Origin of the sequence: Streptomyces liliifuscus (genome assembly GCF_016598615.1) — a bacterium.
Lineage (GTDB): Bacteria > Actinomycetota > Actinomycetes > Streptomycetales > Streptomycetaceae > Streptomyces > Streptomyces liliifuscus.
This window is the reverse complement of the sequence record NZ_CP066831.1, coordinates 10,241,662-10,260,909: the sequence shown is the minus strand read 5'-3', so window position 1 is coordinate 10,260,909 and position 19,248 is coordinate 10,241,662. Positions and strand designations below refer to the sequence as shown.

At 70.7% G+C, this 19,248-nt stretch carries 17 protein-coding genes; 8 read left to right on the top strand and 9 right to left on the bottom strand.

Annotated elements, in window-relative coordinates; translation table 11 throughout:
* Nucleotides 1–2: 2 nt before the first annotated feature.
* The gene (locus tag JEQ17_RS44760) at nucleotides 3–1,586 is read right to left on the bottom strand and encodes an ABC transporter substrate-binding protein (protein WP_200400667.1); all 1,584 of its coding nucleotides are present in this window, start codon (nucleotides 1,584–1,586) and stop codon (nucleotides 3–5) included.
* A gap of 225 nt (nucleotides 1,587–1,811) precedes the next feature.
* On the opposite strand from JEQ17_RS44760, the gene JEQ17_RS44755 reads away from it, so the two are divergent.
* A complete protein-coding gene (locus JEQ17_RS44755) occupies nucleotides 1,812–3,584 on the top strand; it encodes an ABC transporter ATP-binding protein (protein ID WP_200400666.1) in 1,773 nt (590 codons plus the stop codon).
* A 122-nt stretch (nucleotides 3,585–3,706) separates the two neighbouring features.
* On the opposite strand, the gene JEQ17_RS44750 is transcribed toward JEQ17_RS44755, so the two are convergent.
* Complete coding sequence (locus JEQ17_RS44750; protein ID WP_200400665.1) at nucleotides 3,707–4,189, bottom strand: VOC family protein; 483 nt, start codon at nucleotides 4,187–4,189, stop codon at nucleotides 3,707–3,709.
* A 267-nt stretch (nucleotides 4,190–4,456) separates the two neighbouring features.
* Between JEQ17_RS44750 and JEQ17_RS44745 the strand changes: the two genes are divergently transcribed.
* The gene (locus JEQ17_RS44745) at nucleotides 4,457–5,695 is read left to right on the top strand and encodes an epoxide hydrolase family protein (protein ID WP_200400664.1); all 1,239 of its coding nucleotides are present in this window, start codon (nucleotides 4,457–4,459) and stop codon (nucleotides 5,693–5,695) included.
* Nucleotides 5,692–6,528 (top strand): class I SAM-dependent methyltransferase, encoded by an 837-nt coding sequence (locus JEQ17_RS44740; RefSeq protein ID WP_200400663.1) that lies wholly within the window; start codon nucleotides 5,692–5,694, stop codon nucleotides 6,526–6,528. Before JEQ17_RS44745 ends, JEQ17_RS44740 begins: the two co-directional genes overlap by 4 nt.
* Here the strand turns inward: JEQ17_RS44740 and JEQ17_RS44735 are convergent.
* Entirely contained in the window at nucleotides 6,522–7,043 is a 522-nt protein-coding gene (locus JEQ17_RS44735; protein ID WP_200402043.1) for a DinB family protein, read from the bottom strand. The genes JEQ17_RS44740 and JEQ17_RS44735 overlap by 7 nt on opposite strands.
* Before the next feature lie 300 nt (nucleotides 7,044–7,343).
* On the opposite strand from JEQ17_RS44735, the gene JEQ17_RS44730 reads away from it, so the two are divergent.
* A complete protein-coding gene (locus JEQ17_RS44730) occupies nucleotides 7,344–8,819 on the top strand; it encodes an FG-GAP-like repeat-containing protein (RefSeq protein ID WP_200400662.1) in 1,476 nt (491 codons plus the stop codon).
* A 24-nt stretch (nucleotides 8,820–8,843) separates the two neighbouring features.
* Here JEQ17_RS44730 and JEQ17_RS44725 read toward each other — a convergent pair whose 3' ends face one another.
* Nucleotides 8,844–10,172 (bottom strand): DUF6777 domain-containing protein, encoded by a 1,329-nt coding sequence (locus JEQ17_RS44725; protein ID WP_200400661.1) that lies wholly within the window; start codon nucleotides 10,170–10,172, stop codon nucleotides 8,844–8,846.
* A gap of 164 nt (nucleotides 10,173–10,336) precedes the next feature.
* Here JEQ17_RS44725 and JEQ17_RS44720 point away from each other — a divergent pair, with 164 nt between their 5' ends.
* Together JEQ17_RS44720 and JEQ17_RS44715 are read left to right on the top strand one after the other, a co-directional pair.
* Complete coding sequence (locus JEQ17_RS44720; protein WP_200400660.1) at nucleotides 10,337–11,614, top strand: streptophobe family protein; 1,278 nt, start codon at nucleotides 10,337–10,339, stop codon at nucleotides 11,612–11,614.
* Between the two features lie 30 nt (nucleotides 11,615–11,644).
* Nucleotides 11,645–12,292, top strand: a complete 648-nt coding sequence (locus tag JEQ17_RS44715; RefSeq protein ID WP_200400659.1) for a class I SAM-dependent methyltransferase — start codon at nucleotides 11,645–11,647, stop codon at nucleotides 12,290–12,292.
* 85 nt (nucleotides 12,293–12,377) lie between these two features.
* Here JEQ17_RS44715 and JEQ17_RS44710 read toward each other — a convergent pair whose 3' ends face one another.
* The 4 genes from JEQ17_RS44710 to JEQ17_RS44695 form a co-directional block, all read right to left on the bottom strand.
* Nucleotides 12,378–13,379 carry a serine/threonine-protein kinase gene (locus JEQ17_RS44710; RefSeq protein ID WP_200400658.1) on the bottom strand — a complete coding sequence of 334 codons (1,002 nt, stop codon included), beginning with the start codon at nucleotides 13,377–13,379 and terminating at the stop codon, nucleotides 12,378–12,380.
* Entirely contained in the window at nucleotides 13,379–14,146 is a 768-nt protein-coding gene (locus JEQ17_RS44705) for a hypothetical protein (protein WP_200400657.1), read from the bottom strand. The genes JEQ17_RS44710 and JEQ17_RS44705 overlap by 1 nt, the downstream gene beginning before the upstream one ends.
* Nucleotides 14,147–14,165: 19 nt before the next feature.
* Complete coding sequence (locus JEQ17_RS44700) at nucleotides 14,166–16,502, bottom strand: ABC transporter ATP-binding protein/permease (RefSeq protein ID WP_200400656.1); 2,337 nt, start codon at nucleotides 16,500–16,502, stop codon at nucleotides 14,166–14,168.
* 88 nt (nucleotides 16,503–16,590) lie between these two features.
* Nucleotides 16,591–17,001, bottom strand: a complete 411-nt coding sequence (locus tag JEQ17_RS44695) for a hypothetical protein (RefSeq protein ID WP_143633933.1) — start codon at nucleotides 16,999–17,001, stop codon at nucleotides 16,591–16,593.
* A gap of 425 nt (nucleotides 17,002–17,426) precedes the next feature.
* Between JEQ17_RS44695 and JEQ17_RS44690 the strand changes: the two genes are divergently transcribed.
* Both JEQ17_RS44690 and JEQ17_RS44685 read left to right on the top strand, forming a co-directional pair.
* Entirely contained in the window at nucleotides 17,427–17,810 is a 384-nt protein-coding gene (locus JEQ17_RS44690) for a nuclear transport factor 2 family protein (RefSeq protein WP_200400655.1), read from the top strand.
* Between the two features lie 93 nt (nucleotides 17,811–17,903).
* Nucleotides 17,904–18,191, top strand: a complete 288-nt coding sequence (locus JEQ17_RS44685; protein ID WP_200400654.1) for a DUF1905 domain-containing protein — start codon at nucleotides 17,904–17,906, stop codon at nucleotides 18,189–18,191.
* Nucleotides 18,192–18,241: 50 nt separating this feature from the next.
* Here JEQ17_RS44685 and mgrA read toward each other — a convergent pair whose 3' ends face one another.
* Nucleotides 18,242–19,246: an L-glyceraldehyde 3-phosphate reductase gene (mgrA, locus tag JEQ17_RS44680; protein ID WP_200400653.1), complete on the bottom strand. Its 1,005-nt coding sequence runs from the start codon at nucleotides 19,244–19,246 to the stop codon at nucleotides 18,242–18,244.
* Nucleotides 19,247–19,248 lie beyond the last annotated feature (2 nt).

Genomic DNA, 19,248 nt, shown 5'->3' with positions numbered 1-19,248 from the left:
GCTCAGGCCCCCTTCAGACCGATGCCGAGGTAGTCGAACTCGAAGCCGTGCTCGGCGTATCCGCGTACCTTGCGCGAGATGCCGACGAGCCGGTCGGCGAACATCGGGGTCATCGCCCCGCCCTTCTCGATGACGAAGGTCTGCGCCTCGCCGTACAGTTCGCGCCGCCGCTCGTCGTCGGTCTCCTGCCGGGCCCGGTCGAGCAGCGCGTCGAACTTCTTGTCCGACCAGGCGGTCTCGTTGTAGGAGGAGCCGCTGCGGAAGACCTGGGTGAAGAGCTGGTCGACGGGTCTGCCGGTGTACCAGTAGGTGGCCATGAGCGGCTTCTTCATCCAGATCTGCGTGTAGTACGAGTCCGCCGAGGCCGTCTTCACCCGGATCCGGATCCCGGCCCGCTTGGCCGAGTCCTGGTAGGCCAGGGCCATGGGCGTGAAGACCGGGTCGTACGAGGACGTGTAGAGGTCGACGGTCAGGCCTTCGTGGCCCGCCTTCCTCAGCAGGTGCCGGGCCTGTTCCGGGTCGTGCTCCGGGTGCGTGGTGATGTGGGCGGGGTCGCTCGGCGGCACCGGGTTGTCCCAGCCGGCCGTGCCCGCACCCTGGAGCGCGACCTTCACGACGTGCTCGGGGTCGTAGGCGAGCTTCATCGCCTGCCGGACGCGTACGTCGGTGAAGGGTTTCTCCGTGGTCAGCATCGGCAGCACGTACCACTGGGCGTTCTCGACGCGGGCGATCGTGGCGCGGTCGGAGGCGGCGACGACACGGGCGGTCGCGAAGTCCAGGTTGGTCTGCGAGAGGAGGTCGACCTGCCCGGCGAGCAGGGCGTTCGAGCGGGCCGACATGTCGGCGACGGAGTAGAAGTCGATGGCGTCCAGGACCGGGCGCCCGCCCCAGTGGTCCTCGTACGCCGTGATCCGTCCCGGGCCCGCGGGCGTGAACGACTCCAGTTTGAAGGGGCCGGTGCCGACGCCCGTGCGGCCGATGCCCCGGGCGCTGCCGTCGGGGATGACATAGCAGTTGTAGTGCGTGAGGAGGCTCGGGAACTCCGCGTTGGGGGTCTTGAGCGGCACCACGAGCGTGTGGGCATCGGGAGTTCGCAGCTTCTTCGTGTCGATGAGCGGGGCGAGGACGGCCGCCTGCGGGGACGCGGTCTCCTTGGCGAGGATGTGGCGCAGTGTGTACGCGGCGTCGGCGGAGGTGAGTTTCCGTCCGTCGTGGAAGGTGACGCCCGCGCGGAGGCGGAAGGTCCAGGTGCGTGCCTTGGCGTCCGGTTCCCAGGACTCGGCAAGGTCGGGGACGAGGTCGCCGTTGGCGCCGACGCGGACCAGGCGGTTGTAGAGCGCGCCCAGGTACTCGTACGCGGACAGGGCGCTCGCCGGGTCGAGGGTCTCGGCGTCGGAGGCGGGCGGCCGGGCGATGCGGAGGGTGCCGCCGCGGTCGGGGGTGCCCCCCTTCGTGTCCGTGGGCAGCACGGGGGCGGCCGAGGCGCCCGTGCAGCCGGTGAGCAGCCAGGACGCACCGAGCGACGCGGCGCCCGCCGTGGCCGCGGCGAGGACGGAGCGCCGTCCCGGGTGGTGGATGTCGGGCATGGACCGACCGTCCTTCTCGCTATTCGTTCAGCGGAACGATTGAGTGAAGTGCGTGAACGATAACCAGCCGACAGCTCCGCGCCAACCCTCGGAACGCGGAAATTAACCGGGGAAACCGAGCCGTTACGCGGCCCGAGGAAGCCCGGACCCATCGGGTGTAGGTGATCGGGACAGGGGAAGAAAGCGCTTGCCACATCCGCCACTCCCTGGGGAGGGAAGGCCACCATGGCCTCGTGGGAGAAACCGCTCGACCACCGCTATCGCGGCGAGCACCCCGTCCGTACCCTCGTCTACCTGTTCCGCGCCGACCGTTGGAAGGTCGCCGCCGCGTTCGCCGTCTTCACGGTCAAGCACAGCCCGATCTGGCTGCTGCCGCTGGTCACGGCGTCCATCATCGACACGGTCGTCCAGCACGGACCGATCGGCCGGCTGTGGCTGAGCGCGGGATTCATCCTCTTCATCCTGCTGATCAACATGCCCCTGCACCTGCTGTACGTGCGCCTGCTGTACGGCAGTGTGCGCCGCATGGGCACGGCCCTCAGGTCCTCCCTGTGCACACGCATGCAGCAGCTCTCCATCGGCTACCACTCACGTGTCAGCGCGGGCGTCCTCCAGGCGAAGGTCGTGCGGGACGTGGAGACGGTCGAGCAGATGGTGCAGCAGACCGCCGAGACCGGGCTCGGCGCGGTCACCGTCCTCGCGGGCGGGCTCATCATCATCGCCATCCGCACCCCCGAGTTCGTGCCCGTCTTCCTGCTCGTGGTCCCCGTGGCGGCGCTGCTCGTCGCGCGGCTGCGGACCCGGCTGCGCACGCACAACGAGGACTTCCGCCACGAGGTCGAGCACCTGTCCTCACGGGTGACCGAGATGACCCGGCTGATCCCGGTCACCCGCGCCCACGGTCTGGAGGGCAAGGCCCTGCGGCGCATGGACGGCACGCTGCGGAAGGTGCTCAACTCCGGGCTGCGCCTGGACCTGCTCAACGGGCGCTTCGCCTCGCTGGCCTGGGTGTTCCTGAACGTGATCGGGGTGCTCTTCCTGACCGCGGCGGCGCTGGTCTCGTACTACGGCGTCTGGGGCGTCTCCCCCGGTGACGTCGTCATGCTCAGCGCGTTCCTCACCACGCTGACCAACTCCACGACCACCCTGGCGGGGCTCGCGCCGGTCATCACCAAGGGCCTGGAGTCCGTACGGTCCGTCGGCGAGGTCCTCCAGGCACCCGAACTGGAGGACAACGAGGGCAAGGCGCGGCTCGGCTCGCTGCGCGGTGCCGTGGAGTTCGAGGGCGTGGGCTATGCGTACGAGGACGCCGGCCGCCCCGCCGTACGGGACTTCGACCTGTCCGTCGCGCCGGGCGAGACCATCGCGCTGGTCGGTGCTTCAGGAGCCGGTAAGTCCACGGTGCTCAGTCTCGTCATCGGGTTCATCCGGCCGACCTCGGGCCGGGTACTGCTGGACGGCGCCGACATGAACACGCTGGACCTGCGGACGTACCGGCGCTTCGTGTCGGTCGTGCCGCAGGAGTCGATCCTGTTCGACGGAACCGTGCGGGAGAACGTCGCGTACGGCATGGACGACGCGGACGCCGACGAGGCGACCGTGCGTGCGGCGCTGCGGGACGCCAACGCGCTGGAGTTCGTCGACCGGCTGCCGCTCGGGCTCGACACCGTGGTGGGCGAGCACGGGGCGCGGCTCTCGGGCGGACAGCGGCAGCGGCTGGCCATCGCGCGGGCCCTCATCCGCAATCCGCGGGTACTGATTCTGGACGAGGCCACGTCCGCGCTGGACACACAATCGGAGGCGCTCGTGCAGCAGGCACTGGCCCGGCTCATGCGCGGGCGCACCACCTTCGTGGTGGCGCACCGGCTGTCCACGATCCGGGGTGCGGACCGGATCGTGGTGATGGGGGACGGTGCCGTACGGGAGGTCGGGTCGCACGAGGAGTTGCTGCGGCGCGGGGGTGCGTACACCGCACTGCACAGCGGCCAGCTCACCTGAGCCGATGGGTCACGAAGACTCACCTGAGCCGGTGGGCGCGAGACCCCGCCCGGGCCGGTGGGGCACAAGACCTCACCAGGGTCCGTCGGGGCAGGAGGTGGCCGGCCGCCTTGCCGGTCGCCTCACTCGCCCGCGTAGGCCTTCTCCAGGGTGGCGACATCGATCTTGTGCATCTTCAGCATCGCCTGCATGGCCCGGTCCGCCTTCTGCTGGTCCGGGTCGCTGATCATCTCGACCAGCCTGGCGGGGGTGACCTGCCAGGAGACGCCGAACCTGTCCTTCAGCCAGCCGCAGGGGCCCTCCTCGCCGCCGCCCTCGGTGAGCGCCTGCCAGTAGAAGTCCACCTCGGCCTGGTCGTCGCAGCGGATCTCGAAGGAGATGGCTTCGTTGAACTTGAACTGCGGGCCGCCGTTGAGGGCGTAGAACTTCTGGCCGTTGGCCTCGAACTCGACGGTCAGTACGGAACCGGGCTCGCCGTGCCCCACCTCGGAGTAGCGCAGGACCGTGCCGATGCGGGAGTTCTTGAAGACCGAGACGTAGAAGTTCGCGGCCTCCTCGGCCTGGCCGTCGAACCAGAGGCATGTGGTGAATCCGTCGGTGGTCATGAGTACCTCCTGAAGCGGGAACGCTGTCACTCCTGTAGACGGATCCTCGTGCGAAAACTCATCGGTGGCCCGGAAAGCCGGTCCGGGCGGGTGACGCCAGGGCCTGTGGCCGGTGTGTGAAACCCAGGGTGGCGGTGGCACACGCAGGACGGGCGGGCGGCCCGCTCGGCGAACCCGGTGGCCTGCCCTGGTGGCCGCCCGACCGGCCGGTGACCACGGCTTTTATTCGCGCGACCGGATGCCGGTGCCGAACTAGCATGGCCCGCCATGACCTCCCCGCACGACGCCACGATCCGGCCTTTCGTCCTCGACATCCCCCAGTCCGACCTCGACGATCTGCACGCACGGCTCGATCTCACCCGCTGGCCGGACGAACTGCCGGGCGTGGGCTGGGAGTACGGGGTCCCGCGCGACTATCTGAAGGAGCTCGTGCGGTACTGGCGGCACACGTACGACTGGCGGGCGGCCGAGGCCCGGCTCAATGAGTGGCCCCAGTTCACGACGACGATCGACGGCACGAACATCCACTTCGCGCACATCCGCTCGCCCGAACCGGACGCCACGCCGCTGATCATCACGCACGGCTGGCCGGGCTCGATCGTCGAGTTCCTCGATGTGGTGGGGCCGCTGACCGATCCGCGCGCCCACGGCGGTGACCCGGCCGACGCGTTCCACGTGGTCGTGCCGAGCATTCCGGGGTTCGGTCTGTCGGGGCCCACGCGGGACAGCGGCTGGGAGCTCAGGCGGGTCGGCGCCGCGTTCGCCGAGCTGATGGACCGGCTCGGCCACCACCGCTTCGGCGCGCAGGGCGGCGACTGGGGAGCGGGGATCTCCCGTGAGCTCGGCCGTGCCTTCCCCGACCGGGTGATCGGCGTCCATCTGAACCTCTTGCCGGGCGCCCACGCGAGCGCCGAGCCGACCCCCGAGGAACTGGCCGCGCTGAGCCCGCGCGAGCGCGAGAACACGCTCGCCTCGTGGCGGCGCAACGAGGAGTGGACCCGCGAGCGACTGGGGTACGCCGTCCTCCAGATGACCCGGCCGCAGACCCTCTCCTATGGGCTCACCGACTCGCCGGTCGGCCAACTGGCCTGGATCGTCGAGAAGTTCAAGGAGTGGACGGACTCGGACGACCGTCCCGAGGACGCCGTGGACCGGGACCAGCTGCTCACGAACGTGATGCTGTACTGGCTGACGGGAACGGCTGGTTCGTCCGCGCGGATCTACTACGAGCGGGCGCACGCGGACGGTTGGGGCGAACCGGTGCAGCCATCGACGGCACCCACCGCGCTCGCCGTCTTTCCCCGGGACAACTTCATCCCTCTGCGGCACGTCGCGGACCGCACGGAGAACATCGTGCGGTGGACGGAGTTCGACCGGGGCGGGCACTTCGCGGCGATGGAGGAGCCGGACCTGCTCGTCGGGGACGTCCGGGCGTTCTTCCGTGAGCTGCGGCAGGCCCGAAGTGACGGCGGAGACAGGGGTGTTCGGGTCGGTGACGCCGTATGACCCGCTCTCTGCGTGGCATCTTCGACGAGGACGCCGAGCTGTACGACCGGGCGCGGCCCTCCTACCCGCCTGCCCTGGTCCGGGCGTTGGCCGCACAGGTGGACCTCGACGCGGACAGCCGGGTGCTCGAATTCGGCCCCGGGACCGGCCAAATGACCGTGCCCCTCGCCGAGTTGGGCTGTCACGTCACCGCCGTGGAGCTGGGTCCGTCGATGGCTGCGGTGGCGCGGCGCAACCTGAGGTCGTTCCCGCGGGCGCACGTCGAGGTGGCCGAGTTCGAGCAATGGCCGCTGCCCCGGGAGCCGTTCGACCTGATGGTGGCCGCGACCTCGTTCCACTGGCTCGACCCGGCGACGCGACTCACCAAGGTGGCGGACGCGCTTCGCCCGGACGGGACGCTGGCCCTCGTCACCACGCACCATGTGGCGGGTGGCAGCCGCGATTTCTTCGTCGAGGTCCAGGACTGCTACGAACGCTGGGATCCGACCACGCCCCCTGGTCTGCGGCTGTCGACCGACGCCGAAACGGCAACGGACACAAGGGAGTTCGAGGAGTTCGGCCGGGTCGAGTCACTTCGGTTCCCGCAGGAGATCACGTACACCACTCGGACGTACATCGACCTCCTGCTGACGTACTCCAACCACCGCGCGCTGGAACCGGCCGCCCGCGAGGGCCTGTTGGACGGCATCCGTGAGCTGATCGACACCCGCCACGGAGGCAGCGTCACGAAGCGGTACCTGCACGAGCTGATCCTGGTGCGACGGGGCGAGGGCTTGCGGCGGGGCAGGGGATCGCGGCAGGGCGGGGAGACGCGGCGGGACGGAGGCTACTGACCGACGCGTCCGTCGATGCGCTCCCGGAGGAAGTCCGCGTGGCCGTTGTGCCGCGCGTACTCCGCCATCACATGCACCATCACCACGCGAAGCTCGATCCGCTCGTCGCCGTTGGTGCCGGTGACGCCGAGGTCGGGCGCCTTCTCCACGAAGCGTTCCGCGAACGCGACCTGGGTCCGCCAGTTCTCCCACGCGTCCGTGACGGCCTCGGGGTCGGGCACGGCGCCGTTGAAGTCCGCGTTCGGGTCCTCCTCGGTGCGGTAGAGCCGCGGCACGTCCTCACCGGCCATGACCCGGCGGAACCAGGTGTGCTCCATCTCGGCGAGGTGCCGCACCAGCCCCAGCAGCGACAGATTGGACGGCTCCACCGAACGCCGCGCCATCTGCTCGGCGTCGAGCCCGGCGCACTTCATCTCCAACGTCAGCCGCATGTCCCGCAGATAGCCGGCGAGCGCGGCCCGCTCCCCCACGAACGTGTCATCGGTCCGCGGATCCTCATCGGGATGGACGAACATGTCCCACCACCCGAAACTCCGCTCTGGCCGCGCCTGCTTCGCCGACCCCGAGTCGTCCGGGTCAAGAGTGTTCGCCATATCCGCCATACGCGCGAGCATCCGGCACGCGCGGGAGATCCGCCACCGCTTTTCCGCTCGCTCACGGTTGGAGAACACCAGGGGCCATCTTGCCGTCGCCCGTGGAAACTCCCGTACAACCCTTGGGCCCCATCCGGTGTCAAACACGGCGCCGGACAAGGAACGGGCCCTTTCCGGACACCCCCGCGCTGCCCGGCCGTCCTTTTCGTCAGGAGCCGAATTATGCGCAAGAACCGTTCCGCCGCTCTGGCCGCGGCGTCATTTCTTCTCGTGGCCGGTCTGGGGATCGCTGCCGCCCCGTCCGCGTACGCCGGAACACCGGGCGGTACGCACGCCGACGACCGGAACAGCGACTTCAACGGCGACGGATACGAGGACGTGCTGGTCGGCGCGCCCGGGGCGACCGTCAGCGGCAAGAAGGGTGCCGGTCTCGTGACCGTGCAGTACGGCTCGTCGAGGGGCATCGGGACGAGCAATGTGGCGCGGTTCAGCCAGTCCACGGGCGGTGTCGCGGGTGCCGCCGAGGCGGGGGACGCGTTCGGCAAGGCGGTCGCGACCGGTGACCTGGACGGTGACGGGTACGACGACGCGATCGTCGGCATCCCCGGCGAGGACCTCGGTACCGTCGCCGACGCGGGTGGCGCGGCGATCCTGTGGGGCTCGAAGACGGGGCTCACCGGGGCCGCCAGCGACTGGCTGGAGACCGAGGAGCCCACCGCGGGTGAGCGGTTCGGTGTCGGGCTCGCCGCGGCGCACTTCACCGACGAGACACCGGGCGACCTGCTCGTCGTGCTCGACCACTACGACCTGGAGCTGTTCAGCTACGGCACCGCCGCACCCGGCGCACGGCAGGAACTCCAGGAGCGTTCGTCGACCCCGCTCTCCGCACGGGCCCAGCAGCGCCACATCCTGCCCAAGTCGCTGACCACGGGCGACTACGACGACAACGGATACGCCGACCTGGTCGTCTCGGGCGTGACGGTCGGCGACGAGTCCGGCCACGGCTGGTCCACGTACCTGTCCGGAAACGCCGACGGGCTCAAGTACGAGCGGGATGTACGCGGTGGCACGGAGGCCGCCTCCGGGGACATCAACAACGACGGCTACGACGACCTGGTGACCGGCGAGCCGAACTCCCCCGACGACGGCGGCGAGACCCTCACCGGCGGGCTGGTCGGTGTGCGCTACGGCGGCGAGAACGGCCCCGCGGACGAGGTCCAGTGGTGGACGCAGGACTCCCCCGGCGTCCCCGGCACCGCCGAGCGCGGCGACGGCTGGGGCACGGACCTCTCGGTCGCGGACACGGACGGCGACGGGTACGCGGACGTGGCGATCGGCGCCGCGGGCGAGGACATCGGCACGGTCGCCGACGCGGGCGCGGTGTGGGTGCTGCGCGGCGCGTCCGCCGGGCTGACCGCGACGGGCGCGAAGTCCTGGGACCAGAACTCCGCCGACGTGCCGGGCGTCCCCGAGAAGGGCGACAAGTGGGGCGGCCAGGTCCGTCTCACCGACCCCAACAAGGACGGCCGCTTCGGACTGCTGGCCTCGGCGCCGGGCGAGAACGCCGGTGACGGGTTCGTCTGGGTGATGTCGGCCGGCGCGGGCGGTATCACTGCGGCGGGTTCGTGGACGTACGGCGCCGAAGCCCTCGGCGCGCCCCACCTGGGCGCGGCCTTCGGCGCGGCGATCGACGAGTAGTAGTCCGCCGGAGCGGACCGGCGTTCAGAGCCCCGGGGAGGTCTCGGCCGACTCCGGGGCACTGTTGCTGGAGGCCGACTCCGTGGTGATGTCGGCCGACGCAGAGTCGGGCGCCGAGTCCGAGGTCTCCCCCGACGGGGGCTCGGACGAGGGCGACTCGGTCTCCGGGGACGGTGACGAGGGTGTCGCCGAGGACGTCTCCGGGCAGGGGCTCACCGAACCGCCCGGCGTCGCGGTCGTGCCCGGGGGCAGGGACACGCACGGCGAGGCGGAGCTCGGCGACAGCGAACTCTCGGACGGAGAGGGCCGGTCCGTCGGCGGATCCGTCTTCTTGTCCTTGCCGCCGGTGTCGCCCTTGTGCCGGTTGAACCAGTCGCCGCTGTCCGGGTCGTAGATCACGAAGACGTTGATGACCTGGGTCGCGGGCGAGACGACCACGACGTTCGACGGCCGGTACGACGGCCAGGAGTCGCCGGTCCGCTTGGGCGTGGACTTCAGCGCGACGGGCGGCAGCAGCGGGTTGCCGCACGCGCACCGCACCCTGGGCACACCGCGGTCGTCGACGAGGACGGCGGTGCCGGCCTGCAGGACCGCCTGGTAGCTGGTGGCCTTGCCGTCGCGGTAGCCGTGGTTGGTGACACGGGTGTCCATCCGCAGCTGTACGGGGGTGAGCGAGCGCAGATACGCGGGCACGCCGGAGGGCTGGAGGCCCAGGACCGAGGCGAACGCCTGGTTCTTGGCCGGGGCTTGCTGGAGCGCGGAGATCTGCTTCTCGACGTCGCAGCTGGCCACCTTGCGCGTACCGCCGTAGAGGCCGGGCGCCGAACCCTCCACGCCCCGCGTCACGTTGCCGGACTCGGCGGTCTGCGTGGGCGAGGGCGTCACGGGCGGGGCGGAGCTCTCCTGCGCGGTCGACTCGGTGAACGGGTCGGGACCCGACTTGCCCGCGGCCTGGAGGAAGACCTCGCCGCCGCCCGCGCCCGAGGTGCCACCGTCCGAACGGGTGAATACGACGACCAGGGTGACGGCGACGACGATCGTGGCGGCGATGACGGCGACGCGTGGGGCCGACCGCCACCAGGCCCGGTCTGGTCCCTTTCCGGGGCCCTGACCCGGCTGGTCAGGACCGGACGGACCGCCGGGACCGCCCGGACCGCCGCCGGACGGGCCCGACGGACCTGAGGGACCCGACGGACCGGAAGGACCGCCGCCCGATCCGCCGCCCGAAGGACCCGAAGGACCCGAGGGGCCGTGGTCACCCGGAGGTGGCGTGGGGCTCGGCTGGGTCGGCCCCGACAAGGGGCCGGAGGGCGGTCCTGTGGGGCGGCCGGACGACGGCGGTTCGACGCTCACGAGCTCTTCTTCCCGACGTAGGGGTCCCGCGGCACTTCTTCCATTTCGTGCCACTTTCTGCAACAACGAGCCCATTGTGTGCTCTGGTCCCGTATCGCCCGCAAGCCGACGCGGTCGGCCCTCTCGGCGGGCGCACCGCCGAAGGCCTGCTTAGCGTGGGCAGGGTGAGCCTCCAGACAGTCCCTGACCAGGCAGTGGCCCGCCACGGCTGGGTCCACGCCCTGGTGACGGTCCTGGCTGGGCTGATCGCCATGATCGTGGTCGCCGCGCTCGGCCTGTGGGCCGCCGGGGCCGCCGACCTGCCGGACGGCGCGTTCCCCCGGGTTGTCGCGGCCACCGTGGTGGTGGCGGTCGGCGGTTCGATCGAGCTCACCGGAGACGCCGGAGCGATCGCCGAGACCAAGGCGGGGATGTCGGTCACGCCCCTGTCGGTCGCCCTCACCGGTGTCCTGGTCGTCGCCGCCGGATTCCTCCGGCCACTGCGGCACCGGGCCGTCGCGGGCGCTCCCGAACTGGCCGGCTGGGCCGCCAGGATCGCCGTCCTGTGGCTTCTCGCGCTGACCGGTCTGGCGCTGTCGGCCCGTCAGACCTTCGCGATCTCGCTCGGCGAGGGCACGCTCTCCGACATCGGTGACATCTTCGGGGCCTCCTCGCCCCGGGTCGGCTTCAAGGCCGATGTGCCGGTGACGCTGGCCTTCGGCCTGCTGTGGCTGGCGGGCGTCCTCGTCATCGCGCTGCTCGTCTCGCCCAGGGCCCCGCTCCCGCCCCGGCTGTTGCGTTTCCAGGAGTCGGTACGGCCGGCCGCGTACGCCATGGTCGTGCTGCTGCTCGCCTTCGTGGCCCTGGGTGCGGTCATCGCGCTGGTGGTGGCGGTGACGCGCGGCCGTGCGCCGGAGACGCTCGCCGTGATCCTCCTCGGGCTGCCGAACCTCGTCTGGCTGGCCTTCACGATCGGTCTCGGCGCGTCCTGGGAGGGGCGCGTAGAGGGGCCGTTCGGGCTGCCGATGCCGCAGGTCCTGGACAGCGTGTTGCGGACGCCCGACATCTCGACTCTCAATCTGCGGACGCTGTCCGAACAGGACGGCAGGGTGTGGTGGCTCGTGGTCGTCGACGCCGTGCTGCTGCTGGCCGTCGCGTTCCTGATGGCCAAACGCTCACCGGCCCGGACGAGGGCCTGGCAGCACGCCGTGCACATGGCGGTGGCCCTCGCCCTCACAGTGCTCACGGTCTGCCTCGTCGGCCGGATCGACGCGCACTACGGCTTGTCGCTGCTCGGCATCGGCGACGTCGGCGGCGGCCTGTCCGGCGAACTCTTCCTACGGCCCCAGCTGTGGGGAGCCATCGGCCTCGCCCTGCTGTGGGGCCTGGTCACGGGCTTCGTGGGCGCGCTGCTCGCCTCGCGCGTACGCCACCACGGCGAGGTGGAGAACCCGAAGGCCTGATGTCAGTGGGGCGTACTACGGTACGCACCCATGATCGAACCAGACTTCCTGCGCACCACCCGAACGGCCTATGACGCCGTAGCCGGTCTCTATGCCGAGCTCTTCGCCAACGCTCTGGAGGACCATCCGCTGGACCGGGCCATGCTCATCGCGTTCGCCGATCTCGTTCGGGCGAACGGCGGCGGCCCTGTCGCCGACCTCGGCTGCGGACCGGGTCATGTGACCGCGTTACTCCACTCATTCGGCCTGGACGCCTCGGGTGTCGATCTGTCGTCGGAGATGATCGCGATCGCCCGGGCCGCCCATCCGGAGCTGCGCTTCGAGGTGGGTTCGATGACCGCCCTGGACCTGACGGACGGCAGCCTCGGCGGTGCCCTCGCCCGCTACTCGATCATCCACACGCCGCCGGAGCAACTCCCGCAGGTGTGCGCGGAGTTCCACCGAGTCCTCGCGCCCGGGGGCCACCTGCTGCTCGCCTTCCAGGCACACGACGACCCCTCGGAGCTCGCCAAGTCGTTCGACCACAAGGTGGCACTCGCCTACCGCTGGTCCCCCGACCGCGTCGCGGCCCTGCTGAACGAAACGGGCTTCACCGAGACGGCCCGCCTACGCCAAGTGGCCCCGCCGGACGCCGAACGCGACTTCCCACAGGCTCACTTGCTGGTCACCAAGGTCTGAGTCGGCGCCCCGTAAGGAGCGCGGGGAACTGCGCGACCGGCCCACTGCAACCCGCACGAACCCACCGTCCGTCCCCGGCGGAACCTCACCGGGCCGAGCCAGGAAACACGGGCCGGGCCCACCCCGGCGGCTCGGGCACCGGCCCCGGATGCCGAGGCACACCCACGGCACGCATGTCCACCTGCGTGGGCGCGTGACCGGCGGCCACCACCCCCGTCGCCGCAGCCCGCAACGCGGTGACAAAGGCAAGACACGACTCGTACCGGTCATCGGGACTCTTGGCGAGGGCCTTCGCCAGCACCCCGTCGACCGGCTCGGCGAGCTCGGGCCGCTGCGAGGTCAGCGCGGGCGGCTGGTCGTACTGGTGCGCCCACAACAGGGCCATGTCGTCGTCCCGTTGGAAGGGCGGACGGCCGGTCAACGTCTCGTGGACCACGCACGCGAGGCTGTAGACGTCACAGCGGCCGTCGACAGGACGCCCGGAGATCTGCTCGGGCGCCACATAGTCGAGCGTCCCGACGAACTGGCCGACGGTCGTGAACCCGGTCAGGGAGAGCGACTTCTTCGTGAGGCCGAAGTCGGTGAGGTAGACGTGCTCGGGGTGGTCGCTGTCCGTGCCCGCCGCGACCAGGATGTTGCCCGGTTTGACGTCCCGGTGGACCAGGCCGTGGTCGTGGGCGGCGTCGAGCGCGGACGCCACCTGGATGGCGATACGGGTGGCGTCCGCGATCGCCAACGGGCCCTCGCGGTCCAGGAGATGACGCAGGTCGCGACCGGCGACGTACCGCATGGCGATGTAGAGGACGCCGTCGGTCTCGCCCGCCTCGAAGACCGGCACGATGTGCGGGTGGTCGATCGCGGCGGCCACCCGTGACTCGTGCGTGAAGCGTTTACGGAAGGTGTCGTTGCGGGCCAGTTCCGGGGCGAGCAGTTTCAGGGCGACCGTGCGGTCGAGGCGCAGGTCCTTGGCGCGGTAGACGACGGCCATGCCGCCACGGCCGACCTCGCGCTCGATCCGGTAGCCGGCGATCTGCTTGCCGATCAGATCGGAGGGCCGCCCCGAGTACAGGCTCGTGTCGTGCGGCATCAGCCGTCACCGTCACCCGTGACGAGCCGGGTGGGGGCATGGCCGGGATCTTCCTCGGTCTCGGGCGGTTTCGGACCTTCGTTCCCCACGACCTGTGTCGGTTCCGGATCCGTGTTCCCCACGACCTGCGTCGGCTCGGGCCCGATGCCCGGCACGACCTGCGTGGGCTCGGGGTCGCCCGCGGCGGGCGGCTCCGGTCGGGCCGCGGCGGGTGGCTCGGGGCGGGCCGCGACGGGTGGCTCGGGGCGGGCCTTGTCACGGGGCTCCGGCGCGTCGCCGGCCGGCGGCTCCGGTGTCGCGTACGTGCTCATCCGGGTGCCGTCGCAGTACACCCACCGCTCGTGCTCGGCCTCGTACAGCCACACGGCCTCCCCGTCGACGACGATCCCGACCCGCATGCCCTGCGTACGGCCGTGGAACTCCTCGCCGTCGAGGCGTCCGGCGGCCAGTTCCTCGACCGTCTGCCGGTAGCGGCCGAGTGTCTCCTCGACGCGGGCGAGCAGGGGGCGCGGGTCGGCGGTGCGCGCGAGGGGCTGTCCGGCGGCGGGCGGCTCCTGCGGTACGGCGAGCAGCAGGCGGCCGTCGACCCACGCCGACCAGCCGTTGGCGCACAGGACGTGCCCCCAGTCACCGTGCCGCTCGACGAGCCGGACCGGCAGGAGGGCGTCGAGCGGCACGGTGGGCCGGGTCGGGTCCGGGGCCTCCCAGGCCGGCAGGCCCTCCTGCGGGACCACGTGCGTGGGGCGGAAGTCCTCGGTCGTCGTCATCGCGCCTGCTTCCTGCGGGCTACTTCCGCATGACTTCGGGTTCGTGCCGCCTCAGCAGCCGGGCGACCAGATAGCCGAAGACCGCGGAGAGGACGACGAGCATGCCCATGTTGAGCAGCCACACGCCCACCGAGTGCTTGAACAGCGGGTCGGCGGTCAGGTCGCCCGGGACGAGCCGGGCCAGGCCGATGGTGCCCGCCATGGCTCCGAGGGCCCACCGGGACGGCACCAGCCAGGACAGCTGCTCGATGCCGGGGACGCCGTCGAGCTTCAGCAGCGCGCCGCAGAACACGACCTGGACGATGGCGAGGAGCACGAGCAGGGGCATCGTGACCTCCTCCTTGCGCACCAGGGCGGAGACGAGGAGGCCGAGCATCATGGCGGTGAAGGAGAGCAGGGCGACGGCGACCGTGATCTCGACGAGGGGCGGCATGAGCACGCCCTCGCCGCCGGGCGCGTTCAGGTCGACGCCGAGCAGCGCCACCAGGGTCAGGACGACGGCCTGGAGGACGGTGATGGTGCCGAGGACGACGACCTTGGACATCAGGTACGCCGATCTGGACAGGCCGACGGCCCGTTCCCGCTGGTAGATCACCCGTTCCTTGACCAGTTCGCGCACGGCGTTGGCCGCGCCGGTGAGGACTCCGCCGACGCAGAGGATGAGCAGCGCGTTCATCGCCGTCTCCTGCGTCAGCTTGCTGCCGGCCAGGGCCCGGGCCATGGCGCCCATGACGAACGGCAGGGCGATCATGATGGCGAGGAACGTCCGGTCGGCGCTGAGCGCGGCCGCGTACCGGCGCACGAGGGTGCCCAGCTGGGAGCCCCAGCTCTGTGCCTTGGGCGGGCGGGGAACCGTGCCAGGGGCCTGGGCGGCCTGGCCCATGTGCGGCTGGGCGGTGGAGTTGACGATGTACTGGCGGTGCTGGAGCGAGGCCAGGTAGTCGCCGGCCCAGTCCCGTTCGCGGTCCCGCTCGAAGGCCTCGAACGCCTCGGGCCACTGTTCGTAGCCGAAGAAGGCGAGAGTCTCGTCGGGCGGCCCGTAGTAGGCGACCTTGCCTCCGGGTGCGAGTACGAGCAGCCGGTCGCAGACGTCGAGGCTGAGGACACTGTGGGTGACCACGATGACGGTCCGCCCGTCGTCGGCGAGGCCGCGCAGCATGTGCATCACGGAGCGGTCCATACCGGGGTCGAGGCCGGAGGTCGGCTCGTCGAGGAAGAGCAGCGAGGGCTTGGTGAGCAGTTCCAGGGCCACGCTGACGCGCTTGCGCTGGCCGCCGGAGAGGCTGTGGATGGGCTGCCCGACCCGCTGTTCCAGGCCCAGCTCCCGCACCACCTCGTCGACCCGGGCGCGGCGCTCGGCCTTCGCGGTGTCCTGCGGGAAGCGCAGCTGTGCGGCGTAGGTGAGGGCCCGCCGCACGGTCAGCTGGGCGTGCAGGATGTCGTCCTGCGGTACGAGGCCGATGCGCTGGCGCAGCTCGGCGTAGTCGCGGTACAGGTCGCGGCCGTCGTACAGGACCGTGCCCCGGTCTGCGGGCCGCTGGCCGGTCAGGGCGTTGAGCAGGGTGGACTTTCCGGCGCCGCTGGGCCCGACGACGGCGAGCAGGCACTTCTCGCCGACAGGGAAGGAGACCCGGTCCAGGAGCGTCTTGCGGCCCTTGTCGACGGCGACCGACAGGTCCTGCACGTCGAGGGAGACCTCGCCGGTGTCGACGTACTCCTGCAGCTGGTCGCCGACCAGGCAGAACGCCGAGTGGCCGATGCCGACGATGTCGCCCGCGTCGATGGGGGCCCGGGTGACGGGCTGCCCGTTGAGGAATGTGCCGTTGTGGCTGCCCAGGTCGACGATCTCGTACGTGCCGTCCGGCATCGCGCGCAGCTCCGCGTGACGTCTGGACACGATCAGGTCGTCGACGACCAGGTCGTTGTCACCGCCGCGACCGATGCGGACCATGCGGGCGGGCAGCGGGCGCACGGTCGTGGGCTGCCGGAAGGTGCCGGTCGCGGCGGGCAGGGAGACCGCGGAGGGGCGCTCGGGGGCGGGCGGGGGCCGGTCGGCCAGTACGGCGCTCGGGCCGTCGGCGGGGTTGCCGAAGCGGATGACGCTGCCGGGGCCGACGTCCCACTCGTGGACGCGGCGGCCGTCGGCGTACGTACCGTTCGTGCTGTTCTCGTCCCAGAGCGTCCAGTGATCGGCGTTGGGCCGCAGGACCGCGTGGTGCCAGGAGACCCGGGCGTCGTCGATGACGATGTCGCTCAGCGGGTCGCGGCCGACGTGATAGTCGTGGTTCGGGGTCATCACCAGGGACCCCGTCTCGGTTTCGAGGACGAGTTCGGGCGCCACTGAACGCTCTCCCATGCCTGAATTCTAGCTATTCGCCCACATGTGCGCCTGCTGCGCCCGATCGGCGGCGACTGCGCCCGCACGGCTCCGCCGGGATCGGGTGTCAGGCGGCCGGCATGGACAGGAAGGGGAGGGTGCGCTGCATACGCAGGGCGTCGACCGACTCCGCGAGTAGTTCGTACTCGGTGGTGTCGTCACTCGTGGCGATGCGGACCAGATGCCCCGCGGCCAGCTCCTCGGCGGCCAGCTCCTGTTGGAAGATGTCGCCGCACCACGCGCGCAGCACACCGGGCACGTCCGGGGCGGTGGCCGAGACGGGCATCATCGAGTTCGGGGGGAAGTACGGGGCGTCGGGGTTCGGATCGAGGCGCTCGGCCATCCATGACGCCCGGTCCCGTAACCACCACATGGCCAGCGCCAGGGTGGGCGCCCGGTAGGTGCCGAGCGGGACACCGACCCACATGCCTCCGCACACTCCGTACGCGGTGACATGGCAAAGGAATTCGTCGTGCACGATCGCTCCCCCATTGCATCCGCTTGCTGCCGGTCCGGCCTCTCTTTCCTGCGGCTCGCTGGTGGTGCACGATGGCGCTGTTCTTCGGTCGGTCCGCCGGGTGATCCCATGGCGATTCCCGCGCCGTTCTCAGGGCTGTGAATAGCCCTAGCATTCAAGTATCGCCACTCCTGACACACTGTCACCATGCCATTCCAGCCAGTCTCCTGGCATATTCACCGCGGTTACTGGCTGAAATGACACGGCCGCGAAGATCAGGGTCCTCCGGGGGATCACCCGAGAGGTGTCCGCGGGCATTACCCGAGGGGTAATCGACGGGTCCGGCGACGCCCGGCATGGTTGCGGTACCGGATCCCGAGAACGTCCGATCCGGGCCCTGACCAGTACGTACGAGTACGTACGACCTCGATGGAGGCTGATCGCCCATGTCCGCGAACCAGGACCGCTACGCAACCGCCGTCGCCCGCTACTTCGATGCCTGGAACGCGGGCGGGGAGGAGGCTCTGGCGAAGGCTGTGACCGCCGCCTGGACCGCCGACGGCACGTACACCGACCCGCTGGCCGACGTCCGCGGGCACGACGGGATCGCGGCCGTGATCGCCGCGGCCCACGAGCAGTTCCCCGGATTCGAGTTCCGGCTCACCGGTGCCGTGGACGGGCACCACGACCTCGCCCGCTTCGGCTGGGAGCTGGTCGCCGTCGCGGACGGCTCGGCGCCGGTCGCCGGCTTCGACGTGATCACCCTGGGCGACGACGGGCGGATACGGAGCGTGCACGGATTCCTGGACCGGGTGCCCGCCGGGGCATGACACGGCTGCCGCGATGAGTTTTGCCGCGCCCGGTGGTCTCGTATAGGAGAGGCCATCGGGCCGGGAAAGACCACCGGGACAGCGGAGGACATCATGAGCACGGGCACCGAATTGGACCGGGAATTCACCGCGGAACTTCGGAAGAGCCCCGAGAAGGGCGGCTGGACCTATCTCGTCTGGCCGGAGTCCGTCGGATTCTTCGGCACGCGCGGCCTGGTCAAGGTCCGCGGGACGATCGACGGCCATCCCTTCCGGAGTTCGTTCATGGCCCTCGGCGACGGCACCCACAAGCTTCCCGTGAAGGCCGACGTCCGCAAGGCGATCGGCAAGGAGGCCGGGGACACCGTGACCGTGCGTCTGGAGGAACGCGTCACGGACTGACCCCCTCCGCCCGCGGCTCGGGGGTCAGTCCGTCGGTCCGTACCTGGCACTCAAGCCTTGGAGGCCTGCCTCACGATCTCGTCGATGCGGGTGAGCTCGTCCTCCGAGAAGTCCAGGTTGCCCGTGGCCGCCACGCTGTCCTCCAGCTGCTGCGGGCTGCTGGCGCCGATCAGGGCGGAGGTGACCCGGCCGCCGCGCAGTACCCAGGCCAGCGCCATCTGGGCCAGGGACTGGCCGCGGGTCTTCGCGATGTCGTCCAGGGCGCGCAGGTTGCCGACGAGGTCGTCGGTCACCGTTTCGGCACTCAGGAAGGGGCTGTCACTGGCGGCCCGCGAACCCTCCGGGATCCCGTCGAGGTAGCGGCCCGTGAGCAGGCCCTGCTCCAGCGGCGAGTAGGCGATGGAGCCCACCTTCAGCTCGTCGAGGGTGTCCAGGAGCCCCTGCTCCTCGGGACGCCGGTCGAGCATCGAGTAGCGCGGCTGGTGGATGAGGAGCGGGGTGCCCAGCTCGCCCAGGATGCGGGCGGCCTCCCGGGTCTGCTCCGGCGAGTAGTTGGAGACACCGACGTACAGCGCCTTGCCCTGCTGCACCGCCGAGTGCAGCGCGCCCATCGTCTCCTCCAGGGGAGTCTCCGGGTCGGGGCGGTGGGAGTAGAAGATGTCGACGTAGTCGAGGCCCATCCGGCCCAGGCTCTGGTCGAGCGAGGACAGCAGGTACTTGCGGGAGCCCCATTCGCCGTACGGGCCCGGCCACATCAGGTATCCGGCCTTGGTGGAGATGACCAGCTCGTCGCGGTACGGACCGAAGTCGGCCTTGAGCGCCTCACCGAGCGCGGACTCGGCGGCGCCGGGCGGGGGCCCGTAGTTGTTCGCCAGGTCGAAGTGGCTGACGCCCAGGTCGAAGGCCCGGCGCAGGATCGCGCGCTGGGTGTCCACGGGCCGGTCGGGGCCGAAGTTGTGCCACAGGCCGAGGGAGAGCGCGGGAAGTTTCAGGCCGCTGCGTCCCGTGCGCCGGTAGGGCATGTCCGCGTAACGGTCGGTGTGTGCGGTGTACAACG

Excerpts from the sequence above, each read along its gene's own strand:
- JEQ17_RS44760 (WP_200400667.1), bottom strand. The coding sequence starts at position 1,586 with ATGCCCGACATCCACCACCCGGGACGGCGCTCCGTCCTCGCCGCGGCC.
- JEQ17_RS44755 (WP_200400666.1), top strand. The coding sequence starts at position 1,812 with ATGGCCTCGTGGGAGAAACCGCTCGACCACCGCTATCGCGGCGAGCAC.
- JEQ17_RS44750 (WP_200400665.1), bottom strand. The coding sequence starts at position 4,189 with ATGACCACCGACGGATTCACCACATGCCTCTGGTTCGACGGCCAGGCC.
- JEQ17_RS44745 (WP_200400664.1), top strand. The coding sequence starts at position 4,457 with ATGACCTCCCCGCACGACGCCACGATCCGGCCTTTCGTCCTCGACATC.
- JEQ17_RS44740 (WP_200400663.1), top strand. The coding sequence starts at position 5,692 with ATGACCCGCTCTCTGCGTGGCATCTTCGACGAGGACGCCGAGCTGTAC.
- JEQ17_RS44735 (WP_200402043.1), bottom strand. The coding sequence starts at position 7,043 with ATGTTCGTCCATCCCGATGAGGATCCGCGGACCGATGACACGTTCGTG.
- JEQ17_RS44730 (WP_200400662.1), top strand. The coding sequence starts at position 7,344 with ATGCGCAAGAACCGTTCCGCCGCTCTGGCCGCGGCGTCATTTCTTCTC.
- JEQ17_RS44715 (WP_200400659.1), top strand. The coding sequence starts at position 11,645 with ATGATCGAACCAGACTTCCTGCGCACCACCCGAACGGCCTATGACGCC.
- JEQ17_RS44710 (WP_200400658.1), bottom strand. The coding sequence starts at position 13,379 with ATGCCGCACGACACGAGCCTGTACTCGGGGCGGCCCTCCGATCTGATC.
- JEQ17_RS44705 (WP_200400657.1), bottom strand. The coding sequence starts at position 14,146 with ATGACGACGACCGAGGACTTCCGCCCCACGCACGTGGTCCCGCAGGAG.
- JEQ17_RS44700 (WP_200400656.1), bottom strand. The coding sequence starts at position 16,502 with ATGGGAGAGCGTTCAGTGGCGCCCGAACTCGTCCTCGAAACCGAGACG.
- JEQ17_RS44690 (WP_200400655.1), top strand. The coding sequence starts at position 17,427 with ATGTCCGCGAACCAGGACCGCTACGCAACCGCCGTCGCCCGCTACTTC.
- JEQ17_RS44685 (WP_200400654.1), top strand. The coding sequence starts at position 17,904 with ATGAGCACGGGCACCGAATTGGACCGGGAATTCACCGCGGAACTTCGG.